The sequence below is a fragment of the Flagellimonas oceanensis genome, assembly GCF_003992595.1.
Lineage (GTDB): Bacteria > Bacteroidota > Bacteroidia > Flavobacteriales > Flavobacteriaceae > Flagellimonas > Flagellimonas oceanensis.
Window position 1 is genome coordinate 51,380 of sequence record NZ_RZNA01000052.1, and the last position, 19,310, is coordinate 70,689.

The window sequence follows — 19,310 nt, forward strand, 5'->3', positions numbered from 1 at the left end:
GATTTATCAAACTAAACCATCAACCATGAAGTATAGGAATGTTTTGTTCGCCCTTGTTCTGTTGCCCGTGATCTCCACTGCACAATGGCAGGAAAGGGGCAGTACTTTTGATTTGGCCCATTTGGAGCGTCACCAGTTCCAATTGAATTTGTTGAGCCCCGGTTTCACCTATGAGCTTGGTGTTTTCAAAAACCAAAGTGTTTCCACCAACTTGGGTCTGGCCACTGCCACTTATGAGGAAGGTTACGTGTTCGGTTTGGCATCCAATAACCGGTATAGATATTACCATAATTTTAATCGAAGGGAAAGACTTGATAAAAACACTTCTGGCAATTCGGGGAACTATATTGCTGCTGCCCAAGCTATCTTTTTTTCACAATTGCGGATTTCCACGGATGTGGAAGGCCCCGATGATTTTAACCTGGGATTTTACGGAATGGTCTATGGCATCCAGCGAACCTTTGAGAAAGGCTTCAATTTCAATCTTGAGGTCGGGGCCGGGTATTATAAAGGGGACGGTGTGCCCGATGGTTATGGGCCGTTGATCAATCTAACTTTTGGTTGGGTGGCGACCAAACGGAAGAAAAAGGATCCTTACCTTGATTAAATAAAGATATCAAAACATACTATTTTGATCAAGTTTGGGTTATAATACTACCAAATTAACCTACGATGCGTCGCTTACTACTTTTGGCACTCCTTTGCTCAGGTACTTTTTTGCATGCCCAATACGGTACGAATTGCGAGGTCCGCCAGTTTAAGCTCAATGCCATCAATCCCGGCATCGAGTACGAAATGGCCTTGGGGGTAAACAGCACACTGGATGTTCGGGTGGCGTACCAAGCGGCCTTGGAGCCTGCCAGTTCACGACCGCTGGAGGATTTTGACTTTTTCCCGGCCATTACAGTGCAAAACAGATACTATCACAATTTGAATGCCCGGGAAAGGCGAAGAAGGTCCATCTATGGGAATTCCGGCAATTACATTGCGCCTTCTGTGGCCCTATTTTCCCCAGGGGACCGTGTGGTCGAAGGCCGATTGGTCGACGGTATTCACGGATACGGTGGCTTGGTCTATGGCGTTCAGCGCAGCTATGATTCAGGTTTTAGCTTCTCCTTGGATGCTGGGGCAGGGTATTACGTGGGGCCGTTCAAAGGCACCATTCAGCCTGTGGTGAACTTGAGTATCGGTTGGATCATCAGCGAAAAGCGTTGGTGCGTTGGTTTGTGACTTCCATTTGGTACGGTATTTGTAATTGAAGTGGAAATTCAAACTGACCATTTATGAAAACCATTACCTCTTTGCTTTTAAGCTTGTCCATTGGCGCTATCGGAATCGCCCAATCTGGAAAAAACGTCGAAAACCACCAACTGACCCTGAATGTACTGCTGCCCGGCATTATCTACGAACAGGGACTTTCCCAAAATTCAACCATAGCGGCAGAGGCCACAATGGGTTTTGCCTATGTAGAGTCCAGTTTTACCGATGATGGATTCGGTATTTATCCCATTGGCAGGGTCCAATACCGACATTACTATAATTTTCAGAGACGGCTCGAAAGGGGGAAGAACATCGCTGGCAATACGGGAAACTATATTGCTCCCACCATCGCGATTCAAGGCGGGAAGGCAGTGATCGGAAATTTGGACCATGTTTCCGATTATTTTGGGGGAATTGGGGTGGTGTACGGTCTTCAGCGCACGGGCCAGAAAGGATTGCAGTTTAGATTTGAGGTTGGCCCGGGTTATTTCTTCGATGAATTTGAAAGTAACTTCGGTATTTTCCTTGCCTTGAAGCTCGGTTGGGTGGTCAGTAGAAAATGATATATCGGAACTCCCACAAAATCAATAAGATAAAAATAACATTTAGGAGTGTTGCACAATGAAAAATAGCAGTATCTTTGCGGGCTTAAAATTTAGGTTATGTCCAAAATCAAAAACATTGCGATCATTGCACACGTAGACCACGGTAAGACTACCTTGGTCGATAAAATCATGTACCATTGCCAGTTGTTCCGCGAGAACGAGAACAAGGGCGACCTGATATTGGATAACAACGACCTGGAAAGGGAACGCGGGATCACCATTGTTTCCAAAAACGTTTCCGTTGTATACAAAGACACAAAAATCAATATTATAGATACCCCTGGTCACGCCGATTTCGGTGGGGAAGTGGAACGTGTTCTGAACATGGCCGACGGGGTCTTGTTGTTGGTGGATGCCTTTGAGGGGCCCATGCCACAGACCCGTTTCGTGCTTCAAAAGGCAATCGACCTTGGTTTGAAGCCCTGCGTGGTGATCAACAAGGTGGATAAGGAAAACTGTACCCCGGAGGAAGTGCACGAGAAAGTGTTCGATTTGATGTTTGAATTGGGTGCCGAAGAATGGCAGCTGGATTTCCCAACAGTCTATGGTTCTGCAAAGAACAACTGGATGGGCGAGGATTGGAAGACCCCGACCGAGAACATCGAACCATTGTTGGACATGGTCATTGAGCACGTACCTGAATTCAAACCAGAAGAAGGTACCACCCAAATGTTGATCACCTCATTGGATTACTCTTCGTTCACGGGACGAATTGCCATTGGTAGGTTGCAAAGAGGAACACTTCGCGAGGGACAACAGGTCTCTTTGGTGAAAAGGGATGGCTCCGTTGTAAAAACTCGAATCAAAGAACTTTACACTTTTGAAGGTTTGGGCCGTTTGCGCGTAGAGGAAGTAGTAGCAGGGGATATTTGTGCCATTGTGGGTATGGAAGGGTTTGAAATCGGCGATACCGTTGCTGACCTGGAAAACCCTGAAAAATTAAAGACCATTGCCATTGATGAGCCTACCATGAGTATGCTTTTCACCATTAACGATAGCCCGTTTTTCGGTAAGGATGGAAAGTTTGTTACTTCCCGTCACATCAAGGAGCGTTTGGAAAAGGAATTGGAGAAAAACCTGGCGCTTCGCGTTCAAGAAACCGATAGTGCCGATAAATTCTTGGTGTTCGGACGTGGGGTATTGCACCTTTCCGTTTTGATCGAAACCATGCGTAGAGAGGGTTATGAGCTTCAAATCGGTCAGCCACAGGTAATCATCAAGGAGATTGATGGCGTAAAATGTGAGCCCGTGGAGCACTTGACCATCGATTTGCCTGAGGAAGTATCCGGGAAAGCTGTTGAAATGGTTTCCATCCGTAAAGGGGAGATGACCAGTATGGAGGCAAGAGGTTCTCGAATGGTGTGTGAATTCATTATTCCATCCAGGGGGATCATCGGTCTTAGGAACCAATTGTTGACCGCTACGGCAGGTGAGGCGATCATGGCACACCGATTTTTTGAATATCAACCTTTGAAAGGGGATATCGCACAGCGATTGAACGGGTCTTTGGTTTCCATGGAAAATGGAACCGCAATTCCTTATTCCATTGATAAGCTTCAGGAAAGAGGTAAGTTCTTTATCGACCCGGGAGAGGATATCTACGAAGGACAGGTTATTGGTGAAAACTCCCGTCAAGATGATATGACCGTGAACGTGACCAAGACCAAGAAACTATCGAACGTACGTTCTGCTGGTGCCGATGACAAGGCGAAGATCGTTCCGGCCATTAAATTCTCATTGGAAGAAGCTCTGGAATACATCCAAAAGGATGAATACGTAGAGGTAACGCCAAACCACTTGAGGATCAGAAAAATCTATCTGAAAGAGGTGGACAGAAAAAGAAACAAGGTAGTTTAGCTATAATTCAATTTGACATTTGAATACAAAGCGGATGGAGTGGTATACTTCATCCGCTTTTCTTTTTTTCAAAGGGAATCACCTTGGCTCTGGATTCCGCCAAGTCCTGAATCAAAAAACAATTAATGCAGATGACCGTGGTGCTGCTCCCGTAAACAAGCTACGGCAGCCCCAATGATACCGGCGTGGTTCATGAGCTCTGCTTTGACCACCTCGGTCTCAATTTTGATGTGATGGCTGAACTCTTCCCACTTTTTTGAGGTTCCCCCACCCACGATGATAAGATCAGGGGATACAATAAGTTCCACGAACTTCAAAAACTTGTTGAAGCGCTTGCCCCATTTCTTAAAACTAAGGTCTTCGCGTTCCTTGGCCGAGGCCGCGGCCCATTTTTCGATCTTCTTGTACTTTTTGTACGGAATCTGGCCCAGTTCAAAATTGGGGATCAGCACGCCATTGTAGAATGCGCCACTGCCCAATCCCGTTCCAATGGTGATCATGACGACCAATCCGTTCTTGCCTTTTCCCACCCCATAGTTCATGGAGGCATAACCTGCCGCATCGGCATCATTCAGCACCGTAAACTCGTGACCGGTGTATTCAGTGAACAGCTCATCGATATTGACACCGACCCAGCTTTTGTCCAGGTTGCCAGGGGATTTGCAGACTCCGTTTTTTACAATTGAAGGGAACCCACAGCCCACGGGACCATCATAATCAAAATGATTCACGATCTCGGCCACAACCTTGGCCATGTCCTTTGGTTTTCTTGATTTTGGAGTTGGAATTCGGAAACGTTCTGTCAACATTTCCCCAGTTTCGGCGTTAACCAAGGCACCTTTTATGCCCGAACCGCCAATATCAATACCTAGAATTTCCATATAGAGGAAGCAAGATTAGTTTTAACAAAGTAACAAAAACTTTTGCTGATCAAGTAATTCCTGTGGAAATCAATGCGCTATGCGGATTCTCGATGGTTATATGGCCTTTTGGATCACTTCGAAAACTTTACTGCCATCGCATTTCAGGGTTTTGTGCGGATATTTCAGGATTAGGGCGTAATCATGTGTGGCCATGATGATGGTCCGTCCGTTCTGGTTGATGTCCTGTAGAACCTTCATTACCTCTACACTGGTCTGTGGATCCAAATTGCCCGTGGGCTCATCGGCCAAAATAAGTTCAGGGTCGTTCAATAAGGCGCGGGCAATGGCGATACGTTGTTGCTCGCCACCTGATAGTTCATGGGGGAACTTAAAACCTTTGGTTTTCATGCCCACTTTATCCAGGACCTCTTCAATTTTGTCGTCCATTTTTTTTGGGTCAGTCCATCCCGTGGCTTTGAGGACAAATTTCAGGTTGTTGTTGACATTTCTATCGGGAAGCAATTTAAAATCCTGGAAAACAATGCCCAGTTTTCTGCGCAGGTAGGGGATGTCTTTTTCCTTTAAGGTCTTCAAATCAAAATCCACCACATTGCCGTTACCCTGTTTCAACGGTAGGTCGGCATAGAGGGTCTTCATAAAACTACTCTTTCCACTGCCCGTTTTACCGATCACATATACAAATTCCCCTTTCTTGACCTCAAGGTCAATCTCATTGAGAACCATGTTCTCGTTCTGAAATACGGCTACGTCTTGTAATTTTACAATGGTTTCGGGCATAATTTTATTTCAAAAGCTACACAAAAGTATTTGAAAATATGGTACGCTCCATCAAAATGAACCGTTAATCCTAAATTAACCTGACCGTATTGTCTCTTCCGTGCTCTCGATTCTTCCATTGGTGTCAGGGTCTTCCACAAGTCCGATTGCCGCGGAAATATCCCCTTGAAGTGATTCGAAAGTGCCCCTTTCCAATATCTTTTCCCTGGGTTGGGCAAATGCTGTCAAAGTTTCCCGTCCATGCTGCATGGGGGCTTTTACAGCAGCTACAGTTTTTGGGGGTCGAATCGGTTCATTTTCATGCCAATAAATCAAACCTAGGGTCGTAAATTTCGGCAAATGGCGGATAAAATATACTTTGGCCTTAAATTTGACGTTATCAGTAAAGTCAATCGAGAAGAGCGTAGAACACTATGAATCGAAAAAACCTCCTTTTACTTCCCATCATTATGGGAACTTTTTTTGTGCTTTCCGCACAGGAAACCAAAATATACACCCACGAGAACAAAGCCTATCAAGATGCCTTGGCGCTCTACAACAATGAGCAGTACCAAGCGGCTCAAAACATTTTCGAGTCCGTCAAGGCCAACACCAAGGACGGGGAAACCGAAGCCAACAGCGCATACTATGCCGCCAATGCCGCCATTCGACTGAATCAACGAGGAGCGGATAAAATGATGGAGGATTTTGTGGAACGTTATCCCACCTCCACCAAAAGAAATTCCGCCTTTTTGGATGTGGCCGACTACTATTTTGAAACGGGAAAATACCCCTACGCCTTGAAATGGTACAAAAAAGTGGATGAAAACTCCATGCCGTACTCGGAGCGCGACCGTTTTAACTTCAATAACGGGTACGCTCTATACGCGTCAAAGCGTCCGCAAGAAGCAGAAAGCTATTTGAACAAGGTGACCACTTCCCAGAAATACGGTTCACAGGCCAAATATTATTTGGGATACATCGCCTACGAGCAGGATGATTATAATTCGGCAAGTGCACGTTTCGATCAGATTCAAGACCCGGAATTACTTGATGAAAAGTTGACCTACTATCAGGCGGACCTGAATTTTAAATTGGGAAAGTTTGAAGAAGCGATCGCATTGGCCAAAAAGCAACTGCCCAAATCCAATCGTCAGGAAGTCTCGGAATTGAACAAGATCATCGGTGAGAGTTATTTCAATTTGGAGCAATACGCCGAGGCTGTTCCATATTTAGAGGAATACAAGGGCAAACGTGGCAAATGGAACAACACCGATTACTATTTGTTGGGGTACAGCCATTACAAATTGGGGGATTACCAAAAAGCCGTTCAGCAGTTCAACAAGATCATAGGGGGCGCCAATGCCGTTTCCCAGAATGCATATTACCACTTGGCTGAATGTTATTTGAAGTTGGATAAAAAATCCGAGGCCTTGAATGCGTTCCGAAATGCCTCGCAGATGGAGTTCAGTCCAGAAATCCAAAAAGATGCCTGGTTGAACTATGCGCGTTTGAGTTATGAAATAGGTAATGCTTACGAACCCGTTCCACAGGTGTTGACCACCTATCTGGAAAAATATCCAAAGGACGAGCATCAAATGGAAATCCAGGAACTTTTAGTGGACTCCTACATTACCTCCCGAAATTTTGAGGGGGCCATGCAACTTTTGGAAGAAAATCAAAACTATGCCAGCAAGGAAACTTACCAGAAAGTGGCTTACTACCGTGGGGTGGAACTTTTTATTGATGGCGATTACGAAGGGGCTTGGGAACGATTCGATAAATCCCTGAAAAGTGCGGAAAATTCAAGTTTTGAAGCACGTGCCCTCTACTGGAAAGGGGAATCGGCCTATCGATTGAACCGTTTTGAGGAGGCTTTGGTCGATTTTGTACGGTTCCAGAACTCGCCAGCGGCCCAGTCACTATCAGAATACGAGCAGCTGGATTACAATCTGGGCTACTCGTACTTCAAACTAAAAGATTACAACAATGCCATATCCTATTTTCAAAATGTGGTAAGCTCCAATGCCATTGATGACCAAAGAAAGAATGATGGGTATTTGCGCTTGGGCGACAGCTATTTTGTAAGCAGTAAATACCAATTGGCGAAGAAGGCTTACGATGCTTCATCAAAGATGAACGGCCCCGAACGGGATTATGCTGCCTTCCAAAAAACACTTTGCGATGGCTTTTTGGGCAATAATTCTGCAAAAATTGACGGCTTGAACGAATTCTTGAGGATGTTCCCTACATCATCTTTGCGGGATGATGCCCTGTTTGAATTGGGTAACACCCTTATCAGTAATAATCAAGAAAATTTAGGGCTTCAGACCTATGACCGTATTGTGAACGAATTCCCGGGTAGCAAGTTTGCCCCAAGAGGATTGTTAAGATCGGGCTTGGTTCATTATAATGCCAGTCGTAACGATCGGGCTTTGGAGAAACTCAAGGAAGTGGTCCAAAAATATCCGAACACCCAAGAGGCCAAACAAGCGGTGGCTACCGCCAAATTGGTGTACGTGGATGAAGGTCGGGTAAGCGAGTATGCTGCTTGGGCCAGAAATTTGGATTTTGTGGAGGTAACGGATGCCGAGCTGGATAATGCCAGTTTTGAATCCGCGGAACGCAAACAAATTGAAGGCAAAACTGCAGCCGCCATCCGTGGCTATGAAGATTACTTGAACGAATTCCCGAACGGACTCCATGCGCAAAACGCCAATTTTGCCTTGGCGCAACTCTATTTTGCCGATGGCGATAAGGACAAGGCTTTGCCAAGATATAGGGCCGTTGCCGATGGTGGCAATGGGGAGTATACCGAGCAGGCCTTGACTCGCGTTTGTGAAATCTACGTGGATAAACAGGATTATGGCAGTGCCATCCCTTATTTGAAAAGATTGGAAAGCACAGCGGATATTTCAGAGAACAAAACCTTTGCCCAATCCAATTTGATGAAGGGCTACTATGGCCAAAAGGATTATGCCCAGACCATTGCCTATGCCGAAAAGGTGTTGGACGCACCCAAAATAGATGATCGCATTAAAAGTGATGCGCAAATCATGATAGCGCGCTCGGCCATTGCCACGGACAATGGGAATTTAGCTAAAACCGCTTACCAAGATGTTAAACAAATAGCATCGGGAGAGCTCGCTGCCGAAGCTTGGTACTATGATGCCTATTTTAAAAATAAGGAGCAGGCCTATGAAGCCTCCAACGAGGCCGTTCAAAAATTGGCCAAGGATTATGCCGCCTACAAGGAGTGGGCGGGAAAAGGCTTGGTGATCATGGCCAAGAACTTCTATAATCTGGGGGATGCCTTCCAGGCCACTTACATTTTGGAAAGTGTCATTTCCAATTTCGCCGAATTTGAGGAAATCGTTTCGGATGCGGAAAATGAACTGGCCACGATCAAGGCCAAGGAAGCCGAGAGCAATTCATCCGTAGACCCCGATAAAAACTAAACGAGACACAGCATGCAAAAGAGAACCTATATATTTTCATTACTTTTTTTGAGCCTATGCGGAATGGTTATCGCCCAGGAAGAGGATAACATCGGTACGGAAACGGTAACGGTGGTAAAGCCGTATTCCCCGACCGTTTCGGATGCCTTTAAGATCAAATCATCCCCGAGCTTGAACGATTCCATTGTGCTCCAAAAGAAAAAAATCAATTACAGTATATTTTCCGTGCCAGTGGCGTCAACTTTTACCCCGGCAAAAGGAAAAGCTTCGGGAGTGGAAAAAACACCACCACCCACCTTGTACAATTCCTATGCGTCGGTTGGTTTGGGCAATTACAACAATGCCCTGGTCGATTTTTATACCAGCAGGGATTTCAACAGGGGAGAGGATCTGTTGGATTTCGGGCTCAGCCATAACTCCTCACGCGGGGACTTGGACTCCACACCCTTGGACACGGACTTCTACAATACCCAATTGAATGCCTCCTATGCCAAAAAGGATCGTTATATGGATTGGGGTGCCAGTATAGGTCTGCAGCATCAACTGTACAATTGGTACGGCATCCAGAGTGACTTGTTCAGCGAGGATGAGGTCAATGCCATGGATGAGACACAAAACTATTTCAATGCAGAGGCCAAGGCAAATTTCAACATGGAGGATTCCTATTTTAAAAGTGGGAATGTGTTGTTGAGGCGCTTTTGGGATGCAACCGAGTCTGCGGAGAACCGCGCGGTGATCAACCCGACTTTTGAACTCCCCATTACCGAGGAATTGATCACAATTTCTGCCAAAGTGGATTATGTAGGGGGAAGTTTTCAAAATGGCTCCATTTCCGATGCGGTAAATGAAGGAGAGAAAAAATACGGTAATCTTCAGGCAGGCGTTACCCCAAGTTTGTTGATCCTTCGAGATGATCTTACATTGAACCTGGGAGCCAATATCGTCTACGGACTGGATATGGAAAACAGCGAGAACAATTTTTATATCTATCCCGCTGTAACGGCATCCTACCGCGTGATGGACGAAAATGTGATCGCCTATGGGGGAATAGAAGGGGAGTTGAAGCAAAACTCCTATCACGATTTTGTGGATGACAATCCTTATGTGTCCCCGACCTTGGACATCGTTCCTACCGACCAACAGTATGAAGGGTATTTGGGATTGAAAGGTCAGTTGACCTCCAATGTGGGGTACAACATCAAGGGTTCGTACATGGCGGAAAACAGGAAGCCCTTGTTCTTTCACAATCCAATCAATACGGCCAGGGATGATGAAAAGAGCTATTTCTACGGTAATTCCTTTCAGGTGTTTTACGATGATGTAAAGACCTTGGGTGTGTTCGGGGAAATCAATGTGGATGTGAACCGTAACTTTTCTTTAGGTGTCAATGCTGAATTCTATGATTATGACACCGAGACGGATAATCCAGCGTGGAACCTGCCATCAATAAAGGGTTCGGTGTTCATGGATTACCAAATTACCGATCAATGGTATATGGGAGCCAATCTGTTCTATGTGGGGGAAAGGGATGACCTGTTGTCCCAAGTAGATCCGCTTGATTCGGAATTGCTGTTCCAACAAGTGACCTTGGATGGCTTTTTTGATGCCAATGCACACGTAGGGTATCGATTCAATGAGCAACTCTCTATTTTTGTGAAAGCATCCAATATTGCCAACAATAATTACCAGCGTTGGGCCAATTTCGGGGTGCAGGGATTCCAGGCTCTGGCAGGGGTATCCTATAAGTTCGATTTCTAGTCTGTAGGGGAATACGCAATAAAATGTTAAAAATACCGTTCATTATTTTCGGTTAACTTGTTGATGTTCCAATGGTTGACCGTTCCCTTTAAAAAAGGAAATAATGCAACCAAGACCAATACATACCCTATTTCTCCACCTGTTTTTGATGGGTTTCTCCATTGGATTTAGTCAAAACCTTGTGCAAAACGGTGGTTTTGAAGACTTTGTGTCTTGTCCTGTTAAAATGAGCAATCTTAACAAAGATGCGGAACATTGGAGTGCCCCAACACTGGGCACTACGGATTATTTCAACGAATGCAGCCGAACCAAGCTGGGTGTCCCCATGAACTTTAAGGGAAGGCAAGAGCCGTACGAAGGGGCCGCTTATGCAGGACTCTATCTTTTCGCGCCTCGTGATTATCGCGAATACATTCAAGTGCCTTTGACGGAAACCCTTGAAAAGGGAAGTAGGTATCGATTGACTCTGTTTATCAGTCTTTCCGAAAAATCGGATGGGGCCGTTATGGATATGGGCGCGGTTTTCTCGGAGAAACCACTATCGGTCCATACCAAACGAGAGCTATCACAAAGAGAACTTATGGAGGCGACCGCCCAGACCACGCACATTAAACAATTTCCCGTTGCGGGATATTATCAGGATAAGCAGGATTGGATGGAATTGAGCTTTGATATGGTCTCCAAGGGTTTTGAGAGCTATTTGATCCTCGGTAATTTCAAAAGTAACGCTGGGACTTCTTACCTGGATGGCCAAAATCCATCAACAAAAGAGGAGGGCTACGCCTACTATTATTTGGACGATATTTCGTTGACCTATCTCGGGCCAGAATATAAGACCGATGAGGTTTATGTGTTGGATCATGTCAATTTCAATTTTGACCGTTTTGACCTTCAGCCCAAAGCAGAGCAGAGTCTTCGGGATGTGTACGAGCATCTCAGGAGAAACCCGAACTTAAAGGTGGCCATCAATGGACACACCGATGATCTGGGGTCGGATGACTATAACGATATTCTCTCACGGGAGCGCGCCAGTTCGGTTGCGCAATATTTGATCGACCTTGGCTTGGATAAAAACAGAATTACCTCCAAAGGATACGGGGATAGCAAACCTTTGGACACGACACTTACCGAGGAAGCCCGAAGAAAGAACCGAAGGGTGGAGTTTGTGATGACAAAGTTTGAGGACGAAAACCCGTAAACATTTCTTTCCTTTTTCTATTTTTGATGGAAACCACCAGAAATGAAAAAGTTCCTATTACTAACTACCGGCCTATTTGTTTTTTCTTGCGCCACCAAAGAAGAGGTGGACCTGATCGTCACCAATGCAAACATCTATACCGTGGATGCCGATTTCTCCAAAGCCTCCAGTATGGCCATCAAGGATGGAAAATTTGTCGCCGTTGGCGAGACCGGGGAAATTTCAAAAAAATACAATGCCCAAGAGAACTTGGATGCCCAGGGCAGGACCATTGTTCCAGGCCTTATTGATGCCCATTGCCATTTTTATGGGTTGGGACAGAACCAACAAGTGGTGGATTTGGTCGGTACCCAAAGCTTTGATGAAGTTTTGGAAAGAGTGGTGGCTTTTCAAAAAGAGCGTCAGTCCAACTTTATCCAAGGTAGGGGATGGGATCAAAATGATTGGGAAGTAAAGGAATTCCCGACCAAGGACAAATTGGATGAACTGTTCCCGGATACACCGGTGGCATTGCGCCGTATCGATGGCCACGCCCTTTTGGTCAACCAAAAAGCATTGGACATGGCGGGCATTACGGCGGATACTGAAACGGAAGGTGGCGAGATCGTGAAGGAAAACGGTGAGCCTACCGGCATTTTGGTGGATAATCCAATGGGATTGATCGGCGCTATTGTGCCCCCTTCCACCAGAGCACAAAAAATACAGGCCCTCAAGGATGCGGAGGAGATTTCTTTGGATTACGGGTTGACCACGGTAAACGATGCAGGACTGTCCAGGGATATCATTGAGTTGATCGATAGTCTACAGCAAGCCGGCGAACTATCCATCAGGGTCTATGCCATGGTGGCCAACTATCCTGAAAACCTGGATTACTTTTTGGATAAGGGCATTATCAAAACCGAGGGCTTGAATGTCCGTTCCGTGAAAGTATATGGGGATGGTGCACTGGGTTCCCGAGGAGCGGCATTGCGGGCACCTTACTCCGATAAGCCGGGACATTTCGGGGCCATGGTAACCCCTGTGGACCAGATCGAGGCCCTGGCACAGCGCATTGCGGCCAGTGATTACCAGATGAACACCCATGCCATTGGCGATTCGGCCAATATCGTTGTGCTAAGGGCCTATGATAAGGCCTTGGAGGGTAAAACGGACCGTAGATGGAAAGTGGAGCATGCGCAGATCATCACTCCGTCCGATTTCGATTATTTTGAAAAAGGCATCATTCCATCCGTGCAGCCGACCCATGCCACAAGCGATATGTATTGGGCCGGGGATAGATTGGGACCAGAACGGGTACAAGGGGCCTATGCCTATAAGGACTTGTTGGAGAAAGCGGGATTGGTGGCCTTGGGCACCGACTTCCCCGTGGAGCAAGTGAACCCATTTTTGACCTTTTATGCCGCAGTGGCCCGTCAAGATGTGGAACAATATCCCGAAGGCGGTTTTCAAATGGAGAACGCCTTAAGTAGGGAAGAAACCTTGAAGGGCATGACCCTTTGGGCGGCCTATTCCAATTTTGAGGAAGATGAAAAAGGAAGTATCGAGCCGGGTAAATTTGCCGATTTTGTGGTTTTGAGCGATGATATTATGACGATTCCATCCGAAGAAATTCCCAACGTCACTGCAAAACACGTTTTCTTGGGAGGCGTCCAGAAGAAATAAAAAAAGGCCCAAATGAAATGCCCCCAAATAGTGTCGAACTATTTAGGGGCATTTTTATGGCCGTGATATCCAAGACTCTCTAGTAGCTGATGGGCAAGGTGGCCCTTGTGGTTCCCCAGCCCATAACCAAGTTTCCATCATCATCGAAGGCTATTCCAAAAGCTTCCAATGCTTCACTGTCCGTGGAAGCTTTGGCGGTCGCACGAACCACGTCGGCATCGCTGTCGTAGGAATAGGCGCCCCATTGGTGAAGGTTACCGTTGAAGATCACCGTCCACTCATCTTCCCCTGGAATGGTGAAGAGGGAATAGGAACCGGCTTTGATCGTTTTGCCGCCAACAGTGGCGTCCTTGTAAAATGTGATTTCGGTAGCTTCGTTTGCACCGGTTCTCCAAACCTTTCCCACGGGGGCCAATTCGGCAAGGCTACGTCCTTTCAATTGCGGACGGCTGTATATGACACGTGCAGCTTTATCGGTTTCCTTGGAGCTTGCAGGGTAGTAAGCAATGTCCGCTGGGCTCTTGTCAAGTCCACTGAATTTCTGGGCCGTAGCTTCCACGGTAAACACCAAACTGGTACAAAACACTAAAAGTAATACTGTTAATTTCTTCATGATTGTGATTTAAGTTCCTTGTAAAACTAGTTAATTATAATGTTGCTATAAATATACAGACGAGAAAATTAAGCAACCTTACAAAGCGTTCGGGTTAAAATCAGAATAGGTAAAATAAGTTTCATTATTTACTTTTATAAAAGAAAAAAATTACAATATGTAATATAAATATAGTTTAGGGTTTTATATTTTAATCTTTAAATTCATTTTTGTTTCAAAATTGTTATTAAATCTGTTTTTTATGTGTGGTATAGTATGCGCATTTGATGTAAAGGAAAGTACGGAAGTACTTAGGCCCCAATTGTTGGAGATGTCGAAGAAAGTAAGGCACCGAGGGCCCGATTGGAGTGGTATTTACTCCGATGACAAAGCCATTTTGGCCCACGAGAGATTGGCCATTGTGGATCCCGCTTCGGGAAAACAACCATTGTTCAGTGCAGATGGTAAATTGGTCTTGGCCGCCAATGGCGAGATATATAATCATCAAGAGTTGAGAAAACAGTTTGACGGTAAATATAATTTCAAAACCCAATCCGATTGTGAGGTTATTTTGGCTCTTTATCAGGAAAAAGGGCCAGCCTTCGTTGATGAAATGAACGGAATCTTTGGTTTTGCCATTTACGATTCCGAAAAAGATGAGTATTTCATCGCCCGTGACCATATGGGAATCATTCCCTTGTATATCGGTTGGGACAAGAATGGGACCTTCTACGTGGCTTCCGAGTTGAAGGCTTTGGAAGGGACCTGTTCCAAAATCCAACTATTTCCCCCGGGACACTACATGCACAGTTCCGATGGCGAATTTGTGAGATGGTACAAGCGCGACTGGATGGAATATGATGCGGTCAAGGAGAACGAAACCAGTATTCAAAAAGTAAAGGACGCTTTGGAGGCTGCGGTGCACCGTCAGTTGATGTCCGATGTGCCCTATGGTGTATTGCTATCTGGGGGACTGGATTCTTCCGTAACTTCCGCAATTGCCAAAAAATATTCACAAAAACGTGTGGAATCCGGCGATACGGCCGACGCATGGTGGCCTCAGTTGCACTCCTTCTCCGTAGGATTGGAAGGTTCACCTGATTTAGCTGCCGCTCAAAAAGTAGCGGATCATATTGGAACGGTGCACCACGAAATCAAATTTACCATTCAAGAGGGCTTGGATGCTATAAAAGATGTTGTTTACAACCTGGAAACCTACGATATCACGACGATAAGGGCTTCCACGCCCATGTATTTAATGGCTAGGGTCATTAAATCCATGGGAATCAAGATGGTACTTTCGGGCGAGGGAGCGGATGAACTTTTCGGCGGATATCTTTATTTCCACAAAGCACCTAGCGCGAAGGACTTTCATGAGGAGACCGTGAGGAAATTGGATAAACTCCATATGTACGATTGCCTAAGAGCCAACAAATCCTTGGCCGCATGGGGTATCGAAGGGCGTGTTCCCTTCCTGGACAAAGAGTTTATGGATGTAGCAATGAGCATCAACCCAAAAGATAAGATGATCAATGGTGAACGTATGGAGAAATGGGTGGTGCGAAAAGCATTTGAAGATTATTTGCCCGAAAGTGTGGCCTGGAGACAAAAAGAACAATTTTCGGATGGTGTAGGATACAGTTGGATTGATACCTTGAAAGCTTTGGTGGAAGAGGAGATCACGGATGAGCAATTGGCAAATGCCCATTTCAAATTCCCCATTCAAACCCCGACCTCGAAAGAAGAATATTACTATCGTTCAGTTTTTGAAAGTCACTTCCCTTCGGATGCGGCAGCGTTGAGTGTGCCCCAGGAGCCATCGGTGGCCTGTAGTACCAAGATTGCCTTGGAGTGGGACGAAGCCTTCAAGAACATGAACGACCCATCGGGAAGGGCTGTGGCCAAGGTCCATACCGATGCGTATGTGAAATAACCCCCGTTTTAAACCAACCAAACGATATGAAGCAGTAAAGCTAACTTGTTTCATTATTTTAATTAGTCAGAAAAGCCCCTTTCGCAAGGGGCTTTTTGGTGGTTTGAAGGGAACTGGCCGAACCGCTGTCAAATCGTCCTGTTTTCCACAGGATTTGTTGATAACTTACCCTGTTCAGCAGGCTCTTAGAGGCCATTTGCACGGGGTATTGATTATATTTGTAAGATTTGAATTTTTGAGGTAAATACTGAAAAATATATGAGCGAAGAAGCTAACAAGAAACAATACTCGGCGGATAGCATCCAGGCCCTCGAAGGCATGGAGCACGTACGTATGAGACCTTCCATGTATATTGGAGATGTAGGGGTTCGTGGATTGCACCATTTAGTGTACGAAGTAGTGGATAACTCCATTGATGAAGCCATGGCCGGCCATTGTGATAGAATTGATGTTGTCATCAATGAGGACAATTCCATAACCACGGAAGATAATGGTAGGGGTATTCCTGTTGACCTCCACAAAAAGGAAGGGGTTTCCGCCCTTGAGGTCGTAATGACCAAAATTGGTGCCGGGGGTAAATTTGATAAGGATTCCTACAAAGTCTCCGGTGGATTGCACGGTGTGGGTGTATCCTGTGTGAATGCACTTTCTTCTAGCTTGAAAGCCACTGTGTATCGGGATGGTAAAATATGGGAGCAAGAGTATGAGAGAGGGAAAAGCCTTTATCCCGTAAAAAGTGTTGGCGAAAGTGATTTAACAGGTACTATTGTAACCTTTGTGCCGGACAACACCATCTTTACCCAGACCACAGAGTATAGTTATGAGACCCTTTCCAATAGGATGCGTGAGCTTGCCTATTTGAACAAAGGGGTAACCATAACACTGACCGATAAAAGAAATAAGGACGAAAAAGGCGAATTCATTTCCGAGACTTTCCATTCAGATGAAGGCCTTAAGGAATTCATCAAGTTTTTGGACGGTACCCGCGAGCCATTGATTCAGAACGTTATCTCCATGGAGGGGGAAAAGAACGGAATCCCCGTGGAAGTGGCCATGGTCTACAATACTGGGTATACCGAAAACCTGCATTCCTACGTCAATAATATCAATACCCATGAAGGAGGTACGCACCTTTCCGGTTTTAGAAGGGGATTGACATCGACCCTTAAAAAGTATGCCGATAACTCAGGGATGCTGGATAAGGTAAAGTTCGAAATTTCAGGGGATGATTTTCGTGAAGGACTTACCGCCATTGTTTCCGTAAAAGTGGCAGAGCCACAGTTCGAGGGACAGACCAAGACCAAATTGGGTAACCGTGAGGTAACCAGCGCCGTAAGTCAGGCGGTTTCCGAAATGCTGACCGATTATCTGGAAGAAAACCCGGATGATGCCAAGCAAATCGTGGAAAAAGTAAAACTGGCCGCACAAGCAAGGCACGCCGCTGCCAAAGCTCGTGAAATGGTTCAGCGTAAGAACCCAATGAGTGTTGGGGGATTGCCTGGGAAACTATCCGATTGTTCAGAGCAAGACCCAACCAAATGCGAAGTGTTTCTGGTAGAGGGGGATTCCGCAGGTGGTACGGCCAAGCAGGGAAGGGACAGGAACTTCCAAGCCATTCTTCCGTTGCGGGGTAAAATCCTTAACGTGGAGAAAGCCATGCAGCACAAGGTTTTTGAAAATGAGGAAATCAAGAATATCTATACAGCTTTGGGTGTTACCATTGGAACCGAAGAGGATAGTAAGGCCTTGAACCTGGACAAACTGCGTTACCATAAAGTAGTGATCATGTGTGATGCGGATGTTGATGGTAGCCACATTGAAACCTTGATTTTGACCTTCTTCTTCCGTTATATGAGGGAGTTGATAGAAGGAGGACATGTCTACATTGCCACACCACCACTTTATTTGGTCAAGAAAGGCGCTAAAAAACGCTATGCTTGGAACGATAAGGAACGTGATGCCATCAATGAGGAAATGAACGGAGGTGCAAGTATCCAACGATACAAAGGTCTTGGGGAGATGAACGCCGAGCAACTTTGGGATACGACCATGAATCCGGATTTTAGAAAATTACGTCAGGTACAAATTGACAATGCAACGGAATCAGACCGAATATTCTCCATGTTAATGGGGGATGAAGTGCCTCCAAGACGTGAATTCATAGAGAAAAATGCCGTCTATGCGAATATAGATGTATAGATATCAGGCATTTCACAACAAAAACTCGCCCCTCAAAGGCGAGTTTTTTAGTTTTGGGTAAAACTTCAACATTATGAAAAGAATAATTTTAATAGTAGCATTGGTTTGCGTGACCATGGGAAGAGCCCAAGACCTGAACGATATTTTTGTGTCGGGTGTGGCCGATGCCGAACGATTTGCCAATGCGTATTTATCGCCTGTTTCAGAAGGTGCCATTTACAGCATTTCCAACGGATGGTACAATACTGCAGATGCCAAGCCTTTAGGGGGATTTGAGATTTCCATCATTGGAAATATGACCGGGTTCAAGAACAAGGACGATAAAAAAGCTTTTTTGCTGGATCCTGCTGATTACGAAAATTTGGATTTTGTGGATAATCCCGGTCAGGCCAGAATGGTCTCTACCGCTTTGGGGGATATCGAGGGCGTCGAAGTTTATGTTGAGGATGAAAGTAGTTTGTTCAGTCAGGAGTTTGAACTTCCGTCAGGTCTTTCCGCTGAAAATCTCAACTTTATCCCATCAGGGTACCTTCAAGGAAGTGTGGGGTTGATCAAAGGACTTGAGGTAAAAGCTCGTTTTTTGCCAAAAATCAAATTTGATGATGATGCTAAAATCGGACTCTTCGGGGCGGGATTGCAATATGATTTTACCAAGATGTTGCCAGCGGATAAGGTATTGCCGGTGGCTATTTCAGCGGTCATAGGATATACGAATTTGAATGGAGAGTACGATTTTACCGATTCCTCTACCATTGAAGGCAGTGATCAAAGATTGGATGCATCTTTCAAAACATGGAACTTCAGTGCGGTGGTTTCCACAAGGAACATCCCTGTCATCAACTTTTATGGAGGTGTAGGATATATTACAGGTAAATCCGATATTGATTTGCTGGGTACTTATGAAGCCAATGGACCTTTCTTTTCAGAAACTGTTGAGGATCCATTTTCCGTTTCCAAGAAAGCAAGCGGGGTTTCCGCCAATTTGGGTACAAAATTAAAACTGGGCTTCTTCAGGCTCAATGCAGAATATAACATCTCTGAATTCAGCACTTTCACCTTTGGTGTCAACTTCGGGTTCAGATAGGAAAATACCAAATCAATCAACCAAAAATAAAGAAGGCCCCAATCATGGGGCCTCCTATTTTCAT

Annotated in this window: 15 protein-coding genes; 11 read left to right on the top strand and 4 right to left on the bottom strand. The window is 45.4% G+C overall.

Going from position 1 to position 19,310, the window contains the following annotated elements; genetic code table 11:
- The first annotated feature begins 25 nt into the window (after nt 1-25).
- From EO132_RS17455 to typA, 4 genes are all read left to right on the top strand, one after another.
- On the top strand, nt 26-607 hold the full coding sequence (locus tag EO132_RS17455; protein ID WP_127139090.1) for a hypothetical protein: 582 nt from the start codon (nt 26-28) through the stop codon (nt 605-607).
- Nucleotides 608-672: 65 nt separating this feature from the next.
- Complete coding sequence (locus tag EO132_RS17460; RefSeq protein ID WP_127139091.1) at nt 673-1,230, top strand: hypothetical protein; 558 nt, start codon at nt 673-675, stop codon at nt 1,228-1,230.
- A gap of 53 nt (nt 1,231-1,283) precedes the next feature.
- Nucleotides 1,284-1,823 carry a hypothetical protein gene (locus EO132_RS17465; protein WP_127139092.1) on the top strand — a complete coding sequence of 180 codons (540 nt, stop codon included), beginning with the start codon at nt 1,284-1,286 and terminating at the stop codon, nt 1,821-1,823.
- A gap of 99 nt (nt 1,824-1,922) precedes the next feature.
- Nucleotides 1,923-3,722 (top strand): translational GTPase TypA, encoded by a 1,800-nt coding sequence (gene typA, locus EO132_RS17470; protein ID WP_127139093.1) that lies wholly within the window; start codon nt 1,923-1,925, stop codon nt 3,720-3,722.
- 122 nt (nt 3,723-3,844) lie between these two features.
- Here typA and ppgK read toward each other — a convergent pair whose 3' ends face one another.
- From ppgK to EO132_RS17485, 3 genes are all read right to left on the bottom strand, one after another.
- On the bottom strand, nt 3,845-4,603 hold the full coding sequence (gene ppgK, locus EO132_RS17475; protein ID WP_127139094.1) for a polyphosphate--glucose phosphotransferase: 759 nt from the start codon (nt 4,601-4,603) through the stop codon (nt 3,845-3,847).
- 96 nt (nt 4,604-4,699) lie between these two features.
- Nucleotides 4,700-5,383 (bottom strand): cell division ATP-binding protein FtsE, encoded by a 684-nt coding sequence (locus EO132_RS17480; protein WP_127139095.1) that lies wholly within the window; start codon nt 5,381-5,383, stop codon nt 4,700-4,702.
- Between the two features lie 75 nt (nt 5,384-5,458).
- Nucleotides 5,459-5,698, bottom strand: coding sequence for a LemA family protein (locus tag EO132_RS17485; RefSeq protein ID WP_127139096.1), 240 nt, complete (start codon nt 5,696-5,698; stop codon nt 5,459-5,461).
- A 98-nt stretch (nt 5,699-5,796) separates the two neighbouring features.
- Between EO132_RS17485 and EO132_RS17490 the strand changes: the two genes are divergently transcribed.
- The 4 genes from EO132_RS17490 (at nt 5,797) to EO132_RS17505 (ending at nt 13,438) form a co-directional block, all read left to right on the top strand.
- Nucleotides 5,797-8,820 (top strand): tetratricopeptide repeat protein, encoded by a 3,024-nt coding sequence (locus tag EO132_RS17490; RefSeq protein ID WP_127139097.1) that lies wholly within the window; start codon nt 5,797-5,799, stop codon nt 8,818-8,820.
- A 12-nt stretch (nt 8,821-8,832) separates the two neighbouring features.
- A complete protein-coding gene (locus tag EO132_RS17495) occupies nt 8,833-10,578 on the top strand; it encodes a TonB-dependent receptor (protein ID WP_127139098.1) in 1,746 nt (581 codons plus the stop codon).
- 103 nt (nt 10,579-10,681) lie between these two features.
- Nucleotides 10,682-11,776, top strand: a complete 1,095-nt coding sequence (locus EO132_RS17500; RefSeq protein ID WP_127139099.1) for an OmpA family protein — start codon at nt 10,682-10,684, stop codon at nt 11,774-11,776.
- 42 nt (nt 11,777-11,818) lie between these two features.
- Nucleotides 11,819-13,438 carry an amidohydrolase gene (locus tag EO132_RS17505; protein ID WP_127139100.1) on the top strand — a complete coding sequence of 540 codons (1,620 nt, stop codon included), beginning with the start codon at nt 11,819-11,821 and terminating at the stop codon, nt 13,436-13,438.
- 79 nt (nt 13,439-13,517) lie between these two features.
- Here EO132_RS17505 and EO132_RS17510 read toward each other — a convergent pair whose 3' ends face one another.
- Nucleotides 13,518-14,051: a DUF2911 domain-containing protein gene (locus EO132_RS17510; protein ID WP_127139101.1), complete on the bottom strand. Its 534-nt coding sequence runs from the start codon at nt 14,049-14,051 to the stop codon at nt 13,518-13,520.
- A gap of 241 nt (nt 14,052-14,292) precedes the next feature.
- On the opposite strand from EO132_RS17510, the gene asnB reads away from it, so the two are divergent.
- The 3 genes from asnB (at nt 14,293) to EO132_RS17525 (ending at nt 19,246) form a co-directional block, all read left to right on the top strand.
- Nucleotides 14,293-15,963: an asparagine synthase B gene (gene asnB / locus EO132_RS17515; protein WP_127139102.1), complete on the top strand. Its 1,671-nt coding sequence runs from the start codon at nt 14,293-14,295 to the stop codon at nt 15,961-15,963.
- A gap of 258 nt (nt 15,964-16,221) precedes the next feature.
- A complete protein-coding gene (gene gyrB, locus EO132_RS17520) occupies nt 16,222-18,162 on the top strand; it encodes a DNA topoisomerase (ATP-hydrolyzing) subunit B (RefSeq protein ID WP_127139103.1) in 1,941 nt (646 codons plus the stop codon).
- A gap of 73 nt (nt 18,163-18,235) precedes the next feature.
- Nucleotides 18,236-19,246, top strand: coding sequence for a DUF6588 family protein (locus EO132_RS17525; protein ID WP_127139104.1), 1,011 nt, complete (start codon nt 18,236-18,238; stop codon nt 19,244-19,246).
- Nucleotides 19,247-19,310: the final 64 nt, after the last annotated feature.